At 64.2% G+C, this 16,714-nt stretch carries 16 protein-coding genes; 7 read left to right on the top strand and 9 right to left on the bottom strand.

Going from position 1 to position 16,714, the window contains the following annotated elements:
- Positions 1-224: 224 nt before the first annotated feature.
- The 4 genes from H6718_24200 to H6718_24185 all read left to right on the top strand — a co-directional run bounded on the left by H6718_24200 (position 225) and on the right by H6718_24185 (position 4,780).
- Positions 225-1,463: an alpha/beta hydrolase gene (locus H6718_24200; protein MCB9588533.1), complete on the top strand. Its 1,239-nt coding sequence runs from the start codon at positions 225-227 to the stop codon at positions 1,461-1,463.
- A 104-nt stretch (positions 1,464-1,567) separates the two neighbouring features.
- Positions 1,568-2,077, top strand: coding sequence for a DUF2505 family protein (locus tag H6718_24195; GenBank protein MCB9588532.1), 510 nt, complete (start codon positions 1,568-1,570; stop codon positions 2,075-2,077).
- Positions 2,078-2,138: 61 nt separating this feature from the next.
- Positions 2,139-3,011: a hypothetical protein gene (locus tag H6718_24190; protein ID MCB9588531.1), complete on the top strand. Its 873-nt coding sequence runs from the start codon at positions 2,139-2,141 to the stop codon at positions 3,009-3,011.
- Positions 3,012-3,214: 203 nt separating this feature from the next.
- Entirely contained in the window at positions 3,215-4,780 is a 1,566-nt protein-coding gene (locus H6718_24185; protein ID MCB9588530.1) for a pectate lyase precursor, read from the top strand.
- A 26-nt stretch (positions 4,781-4,806) separates the two neighbouring features.
- Here H6718_24185 and H6718_24180 read toward each other — a convergent pair whose 3' ends face one another.
- Positions 4,807-5,733: a hypothetical protein gene (locus H6718_24180; GenBank protein ID MCB9588529.1), complete on the bottom strand. Its 927-nt coding sequence runs from the start codon at positions 5,731-5,733 to the stop codon at positions 4,807-4,809.
- 301 nt (positions 5,734-6,034) lie between these two features.
- Here H6718_24180 and H6718_24175 point away from each other — a divergent pair, with 301 nt between their 5' ends.
- Positions 6,035-7,522 (top strand): hypothetical protein, encoded by a 1,488-nt coding sequence (locus H6718_24175; GenBank protein ID MCB9588528.1) that lies wholly within the window; start codon positions 6,035-6,037, stop codon positions 7,520-7,522.
- A gap of 4 nt (positions 7,523-7,526) precedes the next feature.
- Here H6718_24175 and H6718_24170 read toward each other — a convergent pair whose 3' ends face one another.
- On the bottom strand, positions 7,527-8,444 hold the full coding sequence (locus H6718_24170; GenBank protein MCB9588527.1) for a hypothetical protein: 918 nt from the start codon (positions 8,442-8,444) through the stop codon (positions 7,527-7,529).
- 671 nt (positions 8,445-9,115) lie between these two features.
- On the opposite strand from H6718_24170, the gene H6718_24165 reads away from it, so the two are divergent.
- A complete protein-coding gene (locus H6718_24165) occupies positions 9,116-9,439 on the top strand; it encodes a four helix bundle protein (protein MCB9588526.1) in 324 nt (107 codons plus the stop codon).
- 24 nt (positions 9,440-9,463) lie between these two features.
- On the opposite strand, the gene H6718_24160 is transcribed toward H6718_24165, so the two are convergent.
- The 4 genes from H6718_24160 to H6718_24145 all read right to left on the bottom strand — a co-directional run bounded on the left by H6718_24160 (position 9,464) and on the right by H6718_24145 (position 12,104).
- On the bottom strand, positions 9,464-10,561 hold the full coding sequence (locus H6718_24160) for a hypothetical protein (GenBank protein ID MCB9588525.1): 1,098 nt from the start codon (positions 10,559-10,561) through the stop codon (positions 9,464-9,466).
- 253 nt (positions 10,562-10,814) lie between these two features.
- On the bottom strand, positions 10,815-11,171 hold the full coding sequence (locus tag H6718_24155) for a hypothetical protein (GenBank protein ID MCB9588524.1): 357 nt from the start codon (positions 11,169-11,171) through the stop codon (positions 10,815-10,817).
- A 23-nt stretch (positions 11,172-11,194) separates the two neighbouring features.
- Positions 11,195-11,596: a hypothetical protein gene (locus H6718_24150; GenBank protein ID MCB9588523.1), complete on the bottom strand. Its 402-nt coding sequence runs from the start codon at positions 11,594-11,596 to the stop codon at positions 11,195-11,197.
- 94 nt (positions 11,597-11,690) lie between these two features.
- Entirely contained in the window at positions 11,691-12,104 is a 414-nt protein-coding gene (locus H6718_24145; GenBank protein MCB9588522.1) for a hypothetical protein, read from the bottom strand.
- A gap of 151 nt (positions 12,105-12,255) precedes the next feature.
- Between H6718_24145 and H6718_24140 the strand changes: the two genes are divergently transcribed.
- Positions 12,256-12,819 (top strand): DUF2378 family protein, encoded by a 564-nt coding sequence (locus H6718_24140; GenBank protein ID MCB9588521.1) that lies wholly within the window; start codon positions 12,256-12,258, stop codon positions 12,817-12,819.
- Positions 12,820-12,927: 108 nt separating this feature from the next.
- Here H6718_24140 and H6718_24135 read toward each other — a convergent pair whose 3' ends face one another.
- From H6718_24135 to H6718_24125, 3 genes are read right to left on the bottom strand one after another with little or no spacing between them, the layout of a single operon-like run.
- Positions 12,928-14,229 carry an SUMF1/EgtB/PvdO family nonheme iron enzyme gene (locus H6718_24135; GenBank protein MCB9588520.1) on the bottom strand — a complete coding sequence of 434 codons (1,302 nt, stop codon included), beginning with the start codon at positions 14,227-14,229 and terminating at the stop codon, positions 12,928-12,930.
- On the bottom strand, positions 14,229-15,236 hold the full coding sequence (locus tag H6718_24130; protein MCB9588519.1) for a hypothetical protein: 1,008 nt from the start codon (positions 15,234-15,236) through the stop codon (positions 14,229-14,231). The genes H6718_24135 and H6718_24130 overlap by 1 nt, the downstream gene beginning before the upstream one ends.
- 35 nt (positions 15,237-15,271) lie before the next feature.
- Positions 15,272-16,708, bottom strand: coding sequence for a protein kinase (locus tag H6718_24125; GenBank protein ID MCB9588518.1), 1,437 nt, complete (start codon positions 16,706-16,708; stop codon positions 15,272-15,274).
- Positions 16,709-16,714 lie beyond the last annotated feature (6 nt).

Raw genomic sequence — 16,714 nt, 5'->3', positions numbered from 1 at the left:
CGCTTGAAGCGCTATGCTCTCGAGATCGGGACGGTCGAGTGAGACCTCCCGCGGCATTCTGATTCGGATTGGGCTCCTATGAGCAGCAGATGTTTAGCCGCAGCGAGCCGTTTGGGGGCGACTTGTTTGCGCGGAGCCGCAGGTCTGTTTGCCTACCGGCCCGAAGGCCGCACAAATGACGCAGTGCGCTGGACGCTCTCCCTCGGCCTTGGTAGGACGCCAGCATGAGTGCCGCGTGGTACCTGCTGGGGCTCGGCGCACTGAGCCTACTGCTGAGCCTCAACGCGCGTTTTCCAGTCCAGCGCTTTGGAGGGTTGTCCCTCGTGAGCTTCTTTGGCGGCTGGTTGACCACGGAGCTCGCGCTGCACCACCTGATGGTTCAGCTCGGGCTCGCGGGCGTCTTGATCTACCTGGGAGCGCTGAGCGACTTCTCTCGGCCGGGCTACGTGGGAGCCTTCTTGTTGGTTATCAGCTGGGCTCAGCTCATGCGGCTCCACCGCCGCGCGGCCCTGGCGGAGCACGCGCTCGACTCGGCGCTGGCAACGTTGCGCGGTGAGAGTGAGGGGCGCGTCCAGGTCGGCTTCGGTGAGGTTTGGCGCCCCTTTTCCCTACGGCACAGGCAGGTGAAGGTGGAGCGGCGGCAGTACGCCACCCACGGGGGCAAGCGGCTGCACGCTCACGTTTACTTCCGCGAGGATCGACCGAAAAACGCCCCGGTACTTGTTTTCGCGCACGGCGGCGGTTGGGTCGTGGGTTTCAAGCGCTTCCAGGCGCTCCCCATGTTGAACCAGCTGGCAGCGCAAGGTTGGGTGTGCGTGAGCCTCGACTACCGGCTGGCGCCTCGAGCAACCTTCCCCGATCCGCTGATCGACGTGAAGCGCGGCATCGCATGGACCAAGCGGCACGTCGCGGAGTGGGGCGGAGACCCGAGCTTCGTCGCGCTGAGCGGCAACTCCGCTGGCGCCCATTTGGCTGCCTTGGCGGCGCTGACTTGGGACAAACCCGAACTCCAGCCAGGGTTCGAGGCTGAAGACACCCGCGTTTCCGCGTGCATTCCGTTCTACGGCGTCTTCGACCTGCTGAACAGCAAGGGGCAGTGGCGACACAGCGGCATGCAGAACTTGATGCGCTTCGTGGTCATCAAGCAGAGCCTCGACAAGGCGCGAGACCAGTACGAGTTGATGAGTCCCATCACCCACGTGCGACGCGACGCGCCTCCGTTCTTCGTGATCCACGGGGACGTGGACTCCCTGGTGCCGACTGGCGAGTCGCGCCACTTCAGCGAAGCACTGCGGGCAGTATCCGAGGCGCCAGTGCTGTATGCGGAGATCCCCGACGCGCAGCACGCTTTCGAGATCTTCAAGTCGATCCGTGGCGTCTACACCGTGCGCGCCGCCGCGGAGTTCCTGGAGCTCGTCCGTTCAGGGCAGAACACCTTGAAACACCGCGCCCACGCCGCGTAGCAAGCAGGCGCAACCCCCGGTCAATCGCTGATCTGAGCGCTAGTTCGAGTGCTCACGAATCACCCTGACTCCATGCGAGGGTTTGGGGTTAGGATGCGCGCCCCATGGCAGACGTACGCATCGAACACATCTACAACTGCGAACCCGACACCGTTTGGGACAAGTTCTTCTTTGACGCGGAGTACAACACTCGCCTGTTCAAAGAAGGTCTGAAGTTCCCCGCCTACGAGCAGACGAAGTTCGAGGAGACGGACACCGAAATCCGTCGCTCGGTGGAGGTGACTCCGGAGCTTGGCCCGATGCCTGGACCGCTGAAGAAGATCATCGGAGACGGCCTCGGCTACCGCGAGGACGGCGTCTTCAACAAGTCCACCAAGCGCTACAAGATGGTGATCACGCCGAACAAGATGGCCGACAAGGTGACCATCACCGGCGAGATGTGGATGGAGCCCAAGGGCGACGGCAAGAGCAACCGTATCTTCACCTGCAGCGTCAACGCGAAGATCTTCGGCGTAGGCGGCATGCTCGAGAAGAAGACGATTGAAGACATGAAGAAGAGCTACGAGGTGGGCGCCGAGTTCACCAACAAGTACATCGCCGAGAAGGGTCTCTGATCCCTCTCGCCTGCTGCGCGCGTATTGCCATACAGAAACACGCGCAGTAAGGTCCGCATCGATGAGCAGCGCGCCCGACGAACCGCAGGTGGCACAACCTGGCGGTGCCGGGCGCGCCTTCGATCTGAAGCGCATCGCAGTCTCTGGCGTGAGCTACGCCGCGTCCTTTCTGGTGACGACGGTGCTGCACGAGCTCGCGCACTACGTTGTCGCGCTCGGCTGGGGTCGCGACCCGACGCTGTTCCACAACTCGGTGCAGAGCGCGCTAGAGGTCTCGAACACCGCACGCGTCACGACGAGCCTCGCGGGTCCCATCTTCAGTCTGCTGCAAGGCGTGTTGCTGCTGCCGCTCGAACGACGCCTGCGCAAGGCATCGCCGGAGCTGCGCCTGTTCGTGGTGTGGCTCGCTTTTCATGGACTGATGAACGCCACCGGCTACCTGTTCACTACCGCCTTCGTGCCGGACGCGGACATGGGCTCCGCCGCCCGGCGCCTCGAGATCCCCTTCTGGGGCATGCTCGCAATGAGTGGACTCGGCTTCTGGAGTATCCGCGTGGCTGCGCACTGGATCTACCCTGGGTTCGTCGCACTGCTGCCATCGAACGCGCGCACGGATGTTTCCGCACGTAACCGAGGCCTGGTGGGTCTTGCGCTGTTCGCCTGGCCAATCGGTGTACTGCTGGTGCTCCCGGCCTCGCTCCCAGTCCCGCACTGGCTCTCGCTGATGTACGTGCTGATCGCTGGTGTCGGCAGCGTTTGGTTCACGGACTTCTCCAAGGCAGACGCGAAAGCAGGCAAGTCACCCGTATCGGACACGGAGACTTCGACGCCGGACGGACTCAACGTCGCGCTCCCGGCTCTCAACGCTGGCTTGTGGGTGGTGCTGACGTTGCTCTGCCTGTTGGTGCTGCGCCACGGCGTGCACCTCGGATAGGTGGCCGCTTTTGGAACTCGCAGGCACCGACCGCTCAACCGAAAATTCACTTCATCGGAAGAACGTCTCGAAACGAGATCGCGTGCGCTGAGCGTTGACTCGGTACCAAGCCGCGAGGTTATCCTCGGGAGATGTATTCAAAGGGAGGGAGGCGACGCACTGCGCGTTCGCTAGGTCTGCAGCTTGCTACCGCAGGAGTGATCTTGGCCACAGCTGGGCCCGCGCTGGCGCTACCGGCTTTCCCTGGGGCAAAGGGCTTTGGCGCTGCTGCGACTGGAGGTCGGGGTGGTCGCGTTATCAAGGTGACCACGCTCGCTTCCAGCGGTCCTGGCAGCCTGCAGGAGGCGCTGGCCGCCAGCGGCCCCCGCATCATCGTTTTCGACGTAAGTGGAGTCATCGACGGCGACCACACCATCGCGCACGGAGACGTGACCATCGCTGGCCAGACGGCGCCGGGCGCAGGCATCACGATTCAGGGTCGACTGTTCGGGGCCTATGACTTCGACGTCGGCAACATCATCATTCGCCACATCCGCGTTCGGCCACCACCGCTGACCCCAAGCGACGGAGATGGGGATCAGTACGATGGCATCCAGCTGTCACGAAACTTCCGCTTCATCTTGGACCATGTGAGCGTGAGCTGGGGTTCGGACGAGACCGTGGACTTCTACGAGGCCCGTGAAGCCACGATTCAGTGGAGCACGATCGAGGAGTCAGGCGTCTACGGCCACTCGGAGGGGGAGCACAACTACGGCCTGATCAACGGCCCCGCAGGCGGGCTGATCAGCGTCGACCACAACTTGTTCGCCCACCACAAGAACCGCGCCCCGGCGATCGCTACTGGACCGGCGGAAGTCACGAACAACCTGATCTACGACACGAATCACGGGTTCGTGCATCACAACCCCGCCTCAGGCAACTTCAACATCGTCGGCAACTACTATCGCCGGGGTCCGTCCGCGGAGCTCTTTCCGTTCTACTTCGACTCGGAGTCGAGTGACGGCCAACCGAGGTATTATCTCCACGGAAATTATATCGATGACCCCGACGAGCTCGAGGGCTACGTGGACAACCCCTGGGTCGAGGGTGGTCATTCGACGTTCGACAACATGCTGGGCGATGGTGATTGGGTCGACACGCCGTTCGACTTCGCGACGGAAACCGCCGAATACGCCAGCTATCAACTCGACACCGCCGAGCAAGCGTACGATCGCGTGCTCCAACTCGCAGGGGCTTTTCCGCGCGACACCGTCACGCGACGCACGCTGGCTGAGGTTGCCGATCGCGGCGGGTCGTGGGGCGCCAAGCCTCCCGATGACCTAATGGAGGGCCTGAACCCGGGCGCAGCGCCAGTGGACACCGACTCCGACGGAATGCCCGATGCTTGGGAAAGCGAACATGGCCTCGACCCCAGTACCGACGACAGCGCGAGTCAGCAACCAAGCGGCTACACCGCGATCGAAGACTACATCAACGGCGTCGCTGACGAGATCACCGGTGCGCCACCGGATCCAAGCGGCGGGGGCGGCAACGGCGGAGGCGGCAATGCGGGAAGCGGGGGCTCGAACCATGGAGGCAGCGCACAGGGCGGGACGGGTAGCGGCACGCCGTGCGCAACGAACCCACAGGTGAATTGCAGCAACTCCTCGAGCGCGGACTCGAGCAGCTGCGCGTGTCGGACGCCGTTGAGCGGTGGCAGCACGCCGCTGACGCCAGCATGGTTTGGTGCGGCTCTAGCCGTCTACTTGCTCCGACGGCGCCGACGCTGACGTTCGGAGCGGTGCGCGGCAGGCTCTCAGAACCCGAACACGCGTTGCGTCCACGCGACCCCGTAGACGGAGCGGAGCGTGGCGCGCAACGGCTCGGCCTCGGGCGCCGACCTGAACGCCGCTTCGTACGCTTGAGTATCCGGGTGGTTGAACGGCGCCAGCGCGCGCCCAGACTGAAACACGCGCATTCCCCGCTCCGCGTTGAAGGCAAAAAACTCGCGTGATTGCTCCTCTCGGCTCAGGTAGTCCGGCTCATACTGCGTTGCCGCAAGGATCACTGAGGCGGCATAGACGCTGAACTCCAGCACCGCGAGCACGCTGTCATTGACCGCGAACGTGTTGTGCGGCTCGAGTCCCTGCTGAAAGCGCTCAATGGCGACGGTCGCGCCGTTGATGTACGCATTCCATTCGTCCCACACGTAGAGCGGTCGATCGTCCCAACCCGGCTGCCCAGCCAGGTAGAGATCGTAGCGATAGCGTCTCAAGCTGGGCGGTATCAGCGCCGCAACCTGTGCCTTGCGGAAACCAGGCTCGCGGAGGATAGCGGCTCTACCCCCGAGCACATAGAAGCCGGTGGCGCGCCGGTCAGCCCGCGATGCCACCAGTCTGAGCTCGAATCCAATCGAGTGCGTCAGCTCATGGGCTGTGCTCGCTTCATCTGGCCAAGTCGTGGTTTCCCGGGCGGGCCGGCGCTGCACGATATCGGTCAGGGTGGGTCCCCAAGTCGGGTTTGTCGCGGCGTTCGTCGGCGGCACGTGGCTCCAAACGACGCGACTCCCCGGCAGCGTAAGCGAGCCTTGGTTTTGGGGGGGAGGAGCTGCGTAGTTTGCCTGAGGCGCGGCGGGCGGCCCCGTGTATGCCGGCGGATACGCCGCACGGCTTCGCGACTGCCGTGGCTCGCAACTGGCGAGGACACTGAGCGCACTCAACGCGAACGCAGACGCGAGACGCATATCCAGAGCCTAACTCAACAACGGATCACTTATGGATGGCTTCGGACTCCGACGTGCGCGCTGCACACGCGGTGAGGACGACGAGGGAAAGCAACGCGTAGCGGCTCAAGCTCGAATCGGTAACGAAGTTCAGCGAGCGCGTGAAGCGCTCTTGAAGCGGTCCGCGGCTCGAGATCCGTTGCGCCTCCCCCCCAAATCCAGTCTCGTGCGTGGACTAGAGCCCCCAAAACCAGCCAAAAACCCGCCAAATTCGCAGATCTGCGAGCTATGAGGTGACAGGCCGCGCGCGCATACTGCCGACATGTCACGTCTCTTGTTGGGCTCCTTCGCGATCAGTCTCTGTGCCTCTGCCGTCGCTTGCGGCTCTGATGACTCGGGCGGCAGCAGTGGGGGAACTGGAGCGACCTCCAGTGGGGGCAGTGCCGGTTCGAGCAACGGCGGAACCGCAGGTGGTGGAAACGGCGGAACCGCCGGTTCGAGCAACGGCGGAACCGCAGGTTCGAGCAACGGCGGAACCGCAGGCAACGGCGGAACAGCTGGGAGCGGCGGGTCCGCTGGGAGCGGCGGCAGCGGGGGGTTGACCAGCTGCGCGCCACTACCAATGCCGAGCGGAAACACCGTCCGCGTCACTCCAAGCGAAGCAGACCAGCTCCCCAGCATCGTCGCTGGCGCCGCGACAGGCACGACAATCTTGCTTGCGGACGGCACTTACACGATGTCCACCAGCGGTGAAGCCGCCCGACGCATCCAACTGAAAACCCCCGGCGTCACGCTGCGCGGAGAGAGCGGCGACGCGAGCAAGGTGATCCTGGACGGCGAATACCAAACCGACGAGATGGTGACGGTGCACGCTTCGGACGTCACCCTCGCCCACTTCACCGTGACCCATGCGGTGAATCATCCGATCCACGTCACCCCGGACGAGTCCGGCGAGATCGTCAGCGGGACACGCCTCTACGGCATGCGCATCATCGATGGCGGTGAGCAGTTCGTGAAGATCAACCAGAACGGAGATCGCGACGCGTTCGCCGACGACGGAAGCGTTGAGTGTTCCTACTTCGAACTCACCGACGCTGGCCGCCCACACATCGAACGCAACCCAGGTGGCTGCTACACAGGCGGCATCGACGGACACTCCGCGCAAGGCTGGGTCGTGCGGCAGAACACGTTCAAAGGGATCTACTGCGCAGGCGAAGGTCTGGCGGAGCATGCGGTTCACTTCTGGAGCGCGTCGCGCGACACCCTCGTCGAGAACAACACGATCATCGACTGCGCGCGAGGCGTCGGTTTCGGGCTAGTCGAGACCGGTAATGTGCGGGACTACCCGGATAACCCCTACCCAGGCGTCGGCTACATCGGGCACTACGACGGCATCATCCGCAACAACGTGATTTGGGCGAACATCGCCTACTTCGACACCGGCATCGAGCTCGACCAGGCGCGCGGCGCGAAGGTGTTCCACAACACCATCGCCATCGGATCAGGCGCGACCGGGTTCTACACCGGCATCGACTACCGCTTCGCAAATAGCCTGGTGGAAATCCAAAACAACATCGCGCAACGCATCACGGTGCGCAACGGCGCGATGGGGACTCTGGCCGACAACCTTGAAGGTTCGCCGTTGTCACTGTTCGTGGACGCGAACGGGGGTGACTTTCATCTAGCGGCGGGCAGCGCCGCAGACGCTGCAGTGGACCAAGGCGGAGCGCTGACTGAAGCGGGCGTGGACATCGATGGCGAGACCCACGACAAGGGTGGCGCCCCAGACATCGGCGCAGACGAGCGCTGAGGTCTCAAGCGATACGCATGTCAGCCGCGGCGACCCAGTGCGCGCTGGCCTTGCCACCTAGCGCGCTCAGTGCATCGTCGATGATTTCCTCGAGCGCCTCGGCGGACAGCCCGCACTCGAGCGCCTGATCGAGGCGCGGGTCACGCCCTTTCACAGACTCGAGCTCGCGGCTGACCACCGCGTAGCTCAGCCCGTGCCAGTCGCGCTGCAGCCGCGTCAGCACCACGCGATCGTGCTCGATCAACTCCGGGCGCTTGTTCACCTCTTGCGCAATTTCGACGAAGTTGTGGTACTCGCCGAGCACCCGGGAGGCCTCCTGCTCGTCCATTTCCCCCTGGCTATTCACGTCGAAGAGGTCTCGCATGCGCTGGCGCAACTTGAGCACCGTACGACGGTCGTAGACGCGAAGGGTCTGGAACGCGTCACGTCCACAGAGCTTCGAGAGACTATTCGACGCGCTGCGCACATTGCTCCAGAGATCGGCTCCGTGGGTCCGTTCGGCGCCCTGACGCAGGCGAAAATACGCGTGGCGCGTGGCGAGGGCGATCTCCACTTCGTCGTAGTGATACGTCGACAGCGGCGGTACCTCGAGGAGGCGACACATCAAGACTTCAGCGTTGCGCAGACCGCGCAAGAGTTCACGCCGCACCTTGTCCACCAAGCGCGCGACCTGCCACCGGTCCCCCGTGCCAGCCCGCGTGAGTTCGGCGTCCAGCTGCCCGAAGGCGAAGCGCGCCATGAAGGCCGCATCCCCAACGCGCTCAGCAAAGGGCGACTCGACGTGCTCAACGCGTTCCAAGACCACGGCGAGCGCTGCCCGCCCCGATCCCAGCGCGTCTCGCGCAACCTGAACAGCGGGCTCGCAGGCGGGCGCCGGCTCACCCTCCAGCTGCTGCGGGTCCAGGGCGAGAGCCGCCTGCATCGCGGCGGAGAAGATCTCGCGGCAACGCGCGTGGGCCGCTTCCGAATGGACGGGATGCGCATGCGAGGACGGGGGGGAGGAGGCCCCTCCGCTAGCCCGAGCTGCAACTGAAAGCTGTCTGACGTTCGACACCGCACTCCTTGAGCGAGCCAAACCCGCCCATCGAGGGTGAACGGCAGGTGCGGAGAGAGCTTGAGCGGAGAGAGAAGAGCGGGGGCGGGAGCGGGAGGGACGCTCGCTGCGCTCGCTGGGAGGGCGGGAGCGGGGGCGAGCGCGGCTCGCTCGCTGCGCTCGCATCGGAATCTGCCAGAGCGAGGGCGGGAGCGGCTCGCTCGCTGCGCTCGCATCGGAGGTCCACTGAGCGGGAGCGGGGCTCGTTCGCTTTCGCGAACATCGCAGCGGGTGCGGGTGCGGGTGCGCTCCCGCTCCCGCTCTCCAGGCGAAGCCCCCGCTCCCGCTCCCGCTCGTCCGCGCGCTCTCGCCCGGATCGTGCCGCCGTGCTCGGTGCGATCGAGGCCGGGGCCGTGCTCGCCAGGCTCGGACTGCGTCCTGCGCGTGGCTGCGCGCGGTGCGGGCGTTGCCCGCAGCCTCGACCGCGCCTGCGCGCGGCGGCGCGGGGGGTGGAGCGCCACGCGCGGTGTGTGGCCCGTCACCGAAGAAGGAACAACACCATGTTGCGAATCTATCCCGTCCTACTTTCCCTGATCGATTCAGTCCAGCCGCTCTTGTCCCAACTCGAACGCCACGACCCTGACCTCGCTCGGCAGTGTCGGCGCGCTCTCTCGAGCGCGCCGCTCAACCTTGCCGAAGGCAGCTACAGCCAGGGCCGCAACCGCAAGGCGCACTACTACAACGCGCTGGGCTCGCTGCGGGAGGCGCTCGCCTGCTTCGAGGTCGCGGCGGCACACCGCTACCTCCCTCCCGTAGAGCCCCAGCTCGCGCGCCAGTTCAACCACGTGCTCGGCACATTGGTGCGTCTCGTCGGCGGTCACTAGCCGCATATCCGCGAGGAATGCGCGCTACTCAGCGCGCATTCTTCGCGTGAGGTGCTCGAGCAACGCGGGTTCGCCGCGCAGGTACGCAGCAAACTCGCGAGCGACTAGGCGATGCACGAGGCTACCGACGCGCCGGGTGGCCAACTGACTGCGCGTGGGACTGTCGTACTCGATATCCGCCAAGCGCACACACACAGCAGCCGTCAGCCCCCTGCGAAGTTCAGCTTCTTCCGCACACTCGCTCCAATTCGTCACGTCCTCCGCGGCTAACCGCAGCCCTTCGCGGAGCCCGAGGAACAGGCCTTCTTCGTGTGTACCTCCGCCGCTCGTTCTGCAGTAGTTGGCGTAGCTCTCGATCTGCGCCGTCCCGGTGTCACTCCAAGCTGCAACCGCCTCAATGCGCACCCCATCAACTTCCTGGTGCACGCAAAAAGGCGACGCACTGAAGTCACCTTTGCCTTCGACAAGGCTCCGAAAGCCCGATGGACGTCGGATGATCTCTGCGCGACGGTCACAAAGAGAGAACGAGACCGTGGGTAGCGCCAGCGCCAACTCCACGAGCTTCTGCTCGATCTTCCGGCGACTAAAGCTGCATTCTGAAAAGATCTCCGCGTCCGGAAGGAAACTCATACGCGTCCCGCGGCGCTCGGTTGTTCCCAGCCGTTCAAGCTCCGAAGCCTTGAAGCCCCTGGCGAAGCGTTGACGATAGTGAATGCCCCCTCTGAAGGTCTCCACCAAGGCCCATGCAGACAGCGCGTTGACGGGACTCAGGCCCACGCCGTGCGAAGCGATGTGGTCGTGTGGATAGTGACCGTCAAACGTTGAACCGGCATGTAGCGTGGTCATCATTCGCTCGATGAAGCGACCCTCGAGTCCCTCCGCAGGGATACCAAGTCCGTCGTCTTCAACGGTGCACGAACCGTCCGCGCCAAGTTCAACGGCGATTTGATTGCAGTGCCCCGCGAGGTGTTGATCCAACGCGTTCGCCAGCACCTCCCGGAACAGATGGTGCAGACCACTCCCATTGTGCACGTCTCCCACGTACATTCCTGGTCGCTTCCGAACAGGCTCCAGTCCCTCGAGCACAGTGATGTTCGCTGCCGAATATTCGTTCTCGCCCATGCTTCCTCCAATGCTTTGCGCGCACCTGCACAACGCAGCCGCGGCCGTTTCCTCGAGGCAAAAGATTTGACCCTCAAGAACTTGCTCGACGCGTGCCCTCCCCCCAAAATCCGTGAGCCACGGCTTTGGCAGCTTCAGCGACCAACTCGGCGAGATAGAGCAGACGTGAAGGGGCCTCGGGCTCTCTCAAGAGCCTGCTTCGCACCCCCTGTTTCGACTCCCCATATCTAGCATCCAGAGACGACGAATTCAGCTAAAATTTAGCTGTTTTGGCGATTTTTGGGCCTGATTCGTGGAGCATTTTCAGGCCCTTCCAGAGGCCGACCTTTAGGTACTGAAAGGCGAACCAGACGAACGTCATCACGAGCCAAGAGCACACCAACCAGCCACTCCGTTCGGGGCCAATTCCGGCACCGACGACGCCAAGTCTTGGACCGTGAGGCAGCAAGCTCCAGCCCTCTTGGAGGGGTGCCACGCTCCACATCAACACGAGAGAACCGTTCTCGAAGCCGACCAGGCGTTGCAGCCCCGAGTCGTCGTCCCAGCAGTAGGTCAGGTCGCAACACATGGGGAACGCAAAGAGCGCCAGGGTCAGGAGCAGGTGACTCACGGCACGTGCGTTGACAGGCGCCGTCAAGCAGCCTCCGAACGGCCAACGCTTGCTCTGGTCGGGGTCTGGCGAACGCGTCGTTTCGCCCGCTGCCTCGCCCTCGCTTCGCGGGCTGCCGCGATGAAGAGGCAACTGAACCAGGCGCACCCCGCAAACCAGTAGACGCTGACAGTGACGCCGTAGCCCACGGGTTCTACGACACCGCCAAGTACCGGACCGTGGATTGCTGCGTGGGACTCCTTCCAGCCCCGTGACCAGCAAACGTTGAACACGCTGAGATTGCCTCCCTGCAGGCGGATCTCTTTGGTGACCAAGCAGGGCCCGGATGACGTCTGCTCACGCGCGTGCCAGACGTAGCTCAGGCTCAGGCAGAGCGGGAACACGAAGGCCCACAACGTGAGCAAGGGGCGCAGCGCACGTTGCACAGCTGCGAGACCTCACAGCGCGCGGTGAACTTGGGCGAAAACTACTTCGGGATGCGGGGGATCTCACCGCAACGGAAGTTCGCCCTGTGGGCGTTCACAAGGACATCCACAAGAACAGGCTCTGCTGGGTCTCCCGCGCTCGGGCCGCGAGTCGTTGGATGATGCTCAGGCACTCGGCGACATCGCGTGGCTTCACGCGATCCAGTGCGAACTCCTCGGTTGCCGCCCACGCATCCAGCACCCGTCGATGCTCGGCCCCGCCTAGCTGATTCAATGCGGAAACAAACTCTGGTGGCAAGCGAAACACCCAGGGACCTTCGTCGTTGGTCATCGAAGGTTCACCGGTCCACCCGACATCAGCGTCTGGCAGGAGGAGCCGTTGCAGCTTCTCGAGTTTCACCGTATCAACCGGCTTGATCGAAGCGCCCTCGAAGGTGTCCGTTGGAACGCCTTCACTGCTTATCTGCTCGGCTGAATTGGCCGGTCCGACTATCAGGTCATACAGCATCCACAGACCTCCTCGGCGTCAGCTCAACACAGCACGCTAGCGGGAGCAACGAGTAGCGAGTCTCACTCCTGCCCACATCGACGCTGCGTTGCTCCACGTCAGTTGCTTTTCCGTGTCGCGAAATGCGTGAAACGTCCGTTAGCTTTATGTCGTGCTAGGTTTCGAAGCGTTCGACGTCACAGCGGCCTGCGACCCACGTCCGGTGCTCGAAGGAACGCCCGCCCACCACAACATCCGAGGCGTGCAGTTCAACGTCATCCAGCGTGCGCTGCACGAGAAGGCGGAGCGCGTCGCCTTCAAGCTCTACCCGATGCGGGACTACAACGTCCTGTGTCTGCGGGCTGCGGAGACACTCTTTCCTCGCCTGGGACTGGGAGAGTCGCTGTGGCGGGTCGGCGGGTTCGCCGTAAAGGGCTTCAGCGAGTCCCTTGCGGGCAAGACCTTCATGACCCTCGCAGCGGGCCATCTGCAGACCGCCGTTCGCGCCATGCCCAGGGCGTATCGCCTCACCCAAGACGTGGGAAACGTGGAGGTGATCGAGGTGAACGACCAGCGCATGGTGATCGGGATCCGAGATGTGTGGCACCCAATCCCGTTCCACGTGGGGCTCTTGGAAGCGGCCTGCGCCTTTTTTGGGCAGCAGGCCGACGTATCCGTACGGCAGCTCGATTTGGGAAACCTCGACGTATGTTTCGAGAACGTCCGCGAGCTTTGAGGAGCAGATGCGCGTTAGCCCAGCGCCCGGATGCAGCAGCACCCGAACTCGTGCGCCCACAGCCTCTTTGGGCGCGCGAGTTTTGCAGCGAACTACGGAGACAGGACACTAGTTCGGCAGCTTCGCCGGCCGCGCGCAGCGGAACCCGGTGCCGGTGCTCGCCATCACTTGAGCGTGTTCTGCCTGACGCAACCCCACCTCGAGCGTGTCGAAGCGTCCGACCGCACCGTCGCCGCGAATCATCCTGCCATCGTCCAGCCCGTTCCAGTACACGCAATCGCTGCACGGCATCGGGTACTCGCTGAGAGGTGTCTGGCGGATGGCGCCGCCCGCCTCGAGGCTTCCCGAATCCAGCATCCATTCGATGACGTTGGACGCCAGATCGGCGTGGCCCCAGCGGCCTCTCGCAGCGTCGTCGAACGAACCCGGCTGCGCGAAGGCATTGGGGATCTCACAGGCGGTTCCGCCTGTCTGGAAATCATCGCATAGCTTGACGTAGCCACTACCCGCTGCGCCATCTCCCCAGGGAAATCGACGCTCCTGCGAGCCGCCTGCGAAGGCAAAGTTCCACTCAGCCTCTGTGGGTAGGCGGCCGCCGTCCCAGATGCAAAAGGCGAGCGCCTGGTACCAAGTCACGCAGTTCACGGGTAGATCGTCGTTGCCACCCCACCCTGAGCCGCCTGTGCAGTAGCCATCGCCACCAGAGAACTGGGTCGCATACTCGGCCTTGTCGTTGGGCAAGGGCCAGCCAGACTGCCAACCGGGGAAATCACCGAATGCTCCGCTGTTGAGCGACGGCGGGTTCGCTGCGATCCCCTCTCCCGCATCCAGAAAAGCGTTGAAGCGCTCGTGGGTCACTTCGTAGATATCCAGATAGACGGGGCTGATCGTCGCCGTGTACTGAGGATCCGTCCAACCCTGTTCCGACGCCTTTGAGTAGCTCCGACTGAACGTGCCGCCAGGCAAGCAAGTCGTCGAGCAGCAGTCGTCGGTCTTGTCCGTCCCGCAGCCCAAGAGCGGACCCGAACCGCAGCTCGCCGGTGTGTCCGTGGTGGTACCGCTTGGACAGTCGCCGGGGCTGCCTGCGCCACCTGCAGTACCGCCGTTGCCAGCAGTACCGCCGTTGCCAGCAGTACCGCCGTTGCCAGCAGTACCGCCGTTGCCAGCAGTACCGCCGTTGCCAGCAGTACCGCCGTTGCCAGCGGTACCGCCGTTGCCAGCAGTACCGCCGTTGCCCGCCGCACCACCGTTGCCTGCGCTGCCTCCAATACCCGCGCTGCCGCCTTGCCCCGCGGTACCGCCCGCGCCTGCCGTGCCGTCCACTTTCTCGAAGTTGGGCAGCAGGCAGCCTCCGGTCACGGCGAGCGCGCACAGCACTCCGGCGCTCACACCCCAGGTCACGCGGCGCATCAGAATCGACCTCCAACACCAACGCTGCCAAGCCCCACTCGGGCGTGCACCTCGGACTCGCGAGAGCGACTGATCAGCAACACCACTCCGCTCGCCACGCCCACCACGCCGACCGCGAGGCCAATCGTGGAGAGGAGCTTCATGCTGTCGTAACTGTCGACATCCGCATGAAACTCGGGTCCGCAGCTCTTGTCGGGGCAGTTGTCGTCCAGATCGCTCTTTTTCTGCAGGGCAATGAAGCCCGTGACACCACCAAAAATGAAACCGGCGCCGCCCATGCCGAGCGCGAGGTAGGCGGGAAGCGCAGACGACTCACTCCCGGCATCCACGGGAGGACTACCCGCGCGGGGAGAAGCGTCGGCGGGCGGAGTGGTAGCTGGCTTGGGTGCTACGTTAGCTGGCATCGGTGGGGGCGTCGCGTCAACGGCTGGTGCGTTCAGCTCGACCTCCTTTGCCTCGCCTTCCGTCAAGATCACTTCCTGGGCCTCACCCCCGAGCTCCACGCGATGCTTGCCGGGGTCGATGGGATGCGGCACCCCAATCAGCGCAGCCGGCAACTCTCGACCGTCGATAGTGACTTGCGCAACGGCACCCACTGGCTTCAGCTTCACCGTCAGCTTGGGGATGCGGGGTAGGAGTTCTGTGCGCTCCTTGGCCGCATCGGCTTGGGCCTTCTTTTGGACTTCCAGGCGGGCAGCGTCGAGCCCCTGTTCTTCGACATTGACCCGGGTTGCCGCGAGGTAACGCTCGTTCGCCTCAACCAAGCGTCCTAGTTTCACCAGACTGCGCGCCGCCCACAGCGAGAGTGAAGGCGCGGGGACGAGCGCCTCGGCGCGACTCAAGCGGTCCAATGCCGAGTCGTACTCGCCCTTTTGGTAGAGCGCGACGCCTTCTTGTCCGAGCTGGCGCGCAGCGCTGCGATCCGCGGCTCCAGCAGGCTGCGCCAGCGCCGAACTCGTCGACAGCGCGAGCATCAGCAGGCACGTCGGCAGGATTCGCCCAAGCATGTTCGGAAGCCTACTGACCGCAACGGGTCAGCGCATCAGATTCCGAGATCGACTGGCCCCGTAGCGGTGGATGCGGGCTTCTGCGAGCCCGGCTTGGGCGCGGTGTGCGCAGCAGGTGGAGACGTTGGCTTCGCCTGGGTGCTCGCTTTTGCAGTCACCGTAGGTTGCAGCTTCAGCGTGGGGGAAACGGGGTTTGGGGGTGAGGGAGTAGCACTCGGCGCTGAAGAAGGCTCGCTCTCTGCGCTAGCCCCCGCAGAAGCGTTTGCGGACGCTGGCACCCTAGCGACCGTGGCTCCCGATGATGACTCCGGCGGGAAGGAGCTAGTCTGCGCAGCTCCAGAGGCGGATAGCGGTTCTTGGGTCAGCTTGGTGCCAACGCTAGCCACGGCCACACCCGCAGCAGCGACGACCAGAGCGCCGAGCGCCCAAACCCAGGTCCGGGAAGGCTTCTTGTTGGTGAGTTCGATGGGGCGTGTGTTCGCCGTTCCATGCTGAGTGTCGAGCGCGACCTCGGAGATAGCGGGCGCAGCCAGGCGGCCCAACTCCTTGACGCGCGGCTCACGCTGGTGGACCTCTTCTCGCTCACCGGCGAGGGCGCGCGCGGCGTCGAAGCTCGGCTCTGCGATCGCGCGGAGCGCGTGGATTTGTTCCCGCACGGATCCAAATCGCTGGCCGGGGTCCCGCGCGGTCGACTTGGCGAACCAGGCATCGAAGTCCTGCGGTATCGTCACCTTGCTGGACGGAGGCGGAGGATCTTCTGAACAGATCTTGATCACCAAGTCGGGAAAGTTGGCGCTGATGAACGGCTTCGCTTGGGTGACGCATTCATACGCGATGATGCCGAGCGCCCAGATGTCGGCGCGGTGATCGAGCGACTTGTCGCCTCGCAGCTGCTCCGGGCTCATGTAGTGAGGCGTGCCGAGGATCGCACCGGTGCGCGTCGTGTCTTCAGCCGCTTGGTCGAAGCGCGCCTTTGCGATGCCGAAGTCGAGCACCTTGACGACCTCTTCATCGTCGTTCTTGACGATGAAGATATTGTCCGGCTTCAAATCCCGGTGCACCACCCCAGCAGCGTGCGCCTTGGATATCGCGCGCCCCACCTGGACCAAGATCTGACTTGTTTCCGCGAGGCTAAGGGCTCCGCGGTCTAGGCGCTGGGACAGCGCCTCACCCTCGAGCAGCTCCATCACGATGAATGGCGTCTGCTCGTGAACTCCGTGATCCAGGATCTGAACGACGTGAGGGCTACGAATCCCCGCGGCCGCCTGGGCCTCTCGCTTGAAGCGCGCGCGGCCCTCAGGAGAGCTGGCGATCGCTGGGTCTAGCAGCTTCAACGCGACGTCCGAGGCCAACGTCAGATGCCGGCAGCGCCACACGGTGCCCATCCCGCCTTTGCCGAGGCGAGCCACGAGCTCAAAGCGCTCAGCGACCACGTCGCCTGCGCTCAGGTCTGCACTCGGGTCCTCCGCCACGTAGCC

The organism is Polyangiaceae bacterium (assembly GCA_020633205.1).
Classification (GTDB): Bacteria; Myxococcota_A; Polyangia; order Polyangiales; family Polyangiaceae; genus JAHBVY01.
This window is presented reverse-complemented; position numbering and strand designations above follow the sequence as displayed.

Excerpts from the sequence above, each read along its gene's own strand:
- H6718_24175 (MCB9588528.1), top strand. The coding sequence starts at position 6,035 with ATGTCACGTCTCTTGTTGGGCTCCTTCGCGATCAGTCTCTGTGCCTCT.
- H6718_24200 (MCB9588533.1), top strand. The coding sequence starts at position 225 with ATGAGTGCCGCGTGGTACCTGCTGGGGCTCGGCGCACTGAGCCTACTG.
- H6718_24190 (MCB9588531.1), top strand. The coding sequence starts at position 2,139 with ATGAGCAGCGCGCCCGACGAACCGCAGGTGGCACAACCTGGCGGTGCC.
- H6718_24165 (MCB9588526.1), top strand. The coding sequence starts at position 9,116 with ATGTTGCGAATCTATCCCGTCCTACTTTCCCTGATCGATTCAGTCCAG.
- H6718_24170 (MCB9588527.1), bottom strand. The coding sequence starts at position 8,444 with ATGCAGGCGGCTCTCGCCCTGGACCCGCAGCAGCTGGAGGGTGAGCCG.
- H6718_24195 (MCB9588532.1), top strand. The coding sequence starts at position 1,568 with ATGGCAGACGTACGCATCGAACACATCTACAACTGCGAACCCGACACC.
- H6718_24145 (MCB9588522.1), bottom strand. The coding sequence starts at position 12,104 with ATGCTGTATGACCTGATAGTCGGACCGGCCAATTCAGCCGAGCAGATA.
- H6718_24130 (MCB9588519.1), bottom strand. The coding sequence starts at position 15,236 with ATGCTTGGGCGAATCCTGCCGACGTGCCTGCTGATGCTCGCGCTGTCG.
- H6718_24160 (MCB9588525.1), bottom strand. The coding sequence starts at position 10,561 with ATGGGCGAGAACGAATATTCGGCAGCGAACATCACTGTGCTCGAGGGA.
- H6718_24135 (MCB9588520.1), bottom strand. The coding sequence starts at position 14,229 with ATGCGCCGCGTGACCTGGGGTGTGAGCGCCGGAGTGCTGTGCGCGCTC.
- H6718_24180 (MCB9588529.1), bottom strand. The coding sequence starts at position 5,733 with ATGCGTCTCGCGTCTGCGTTCGCGTTGAGTGCGCTCAGTGTCCTCGCC.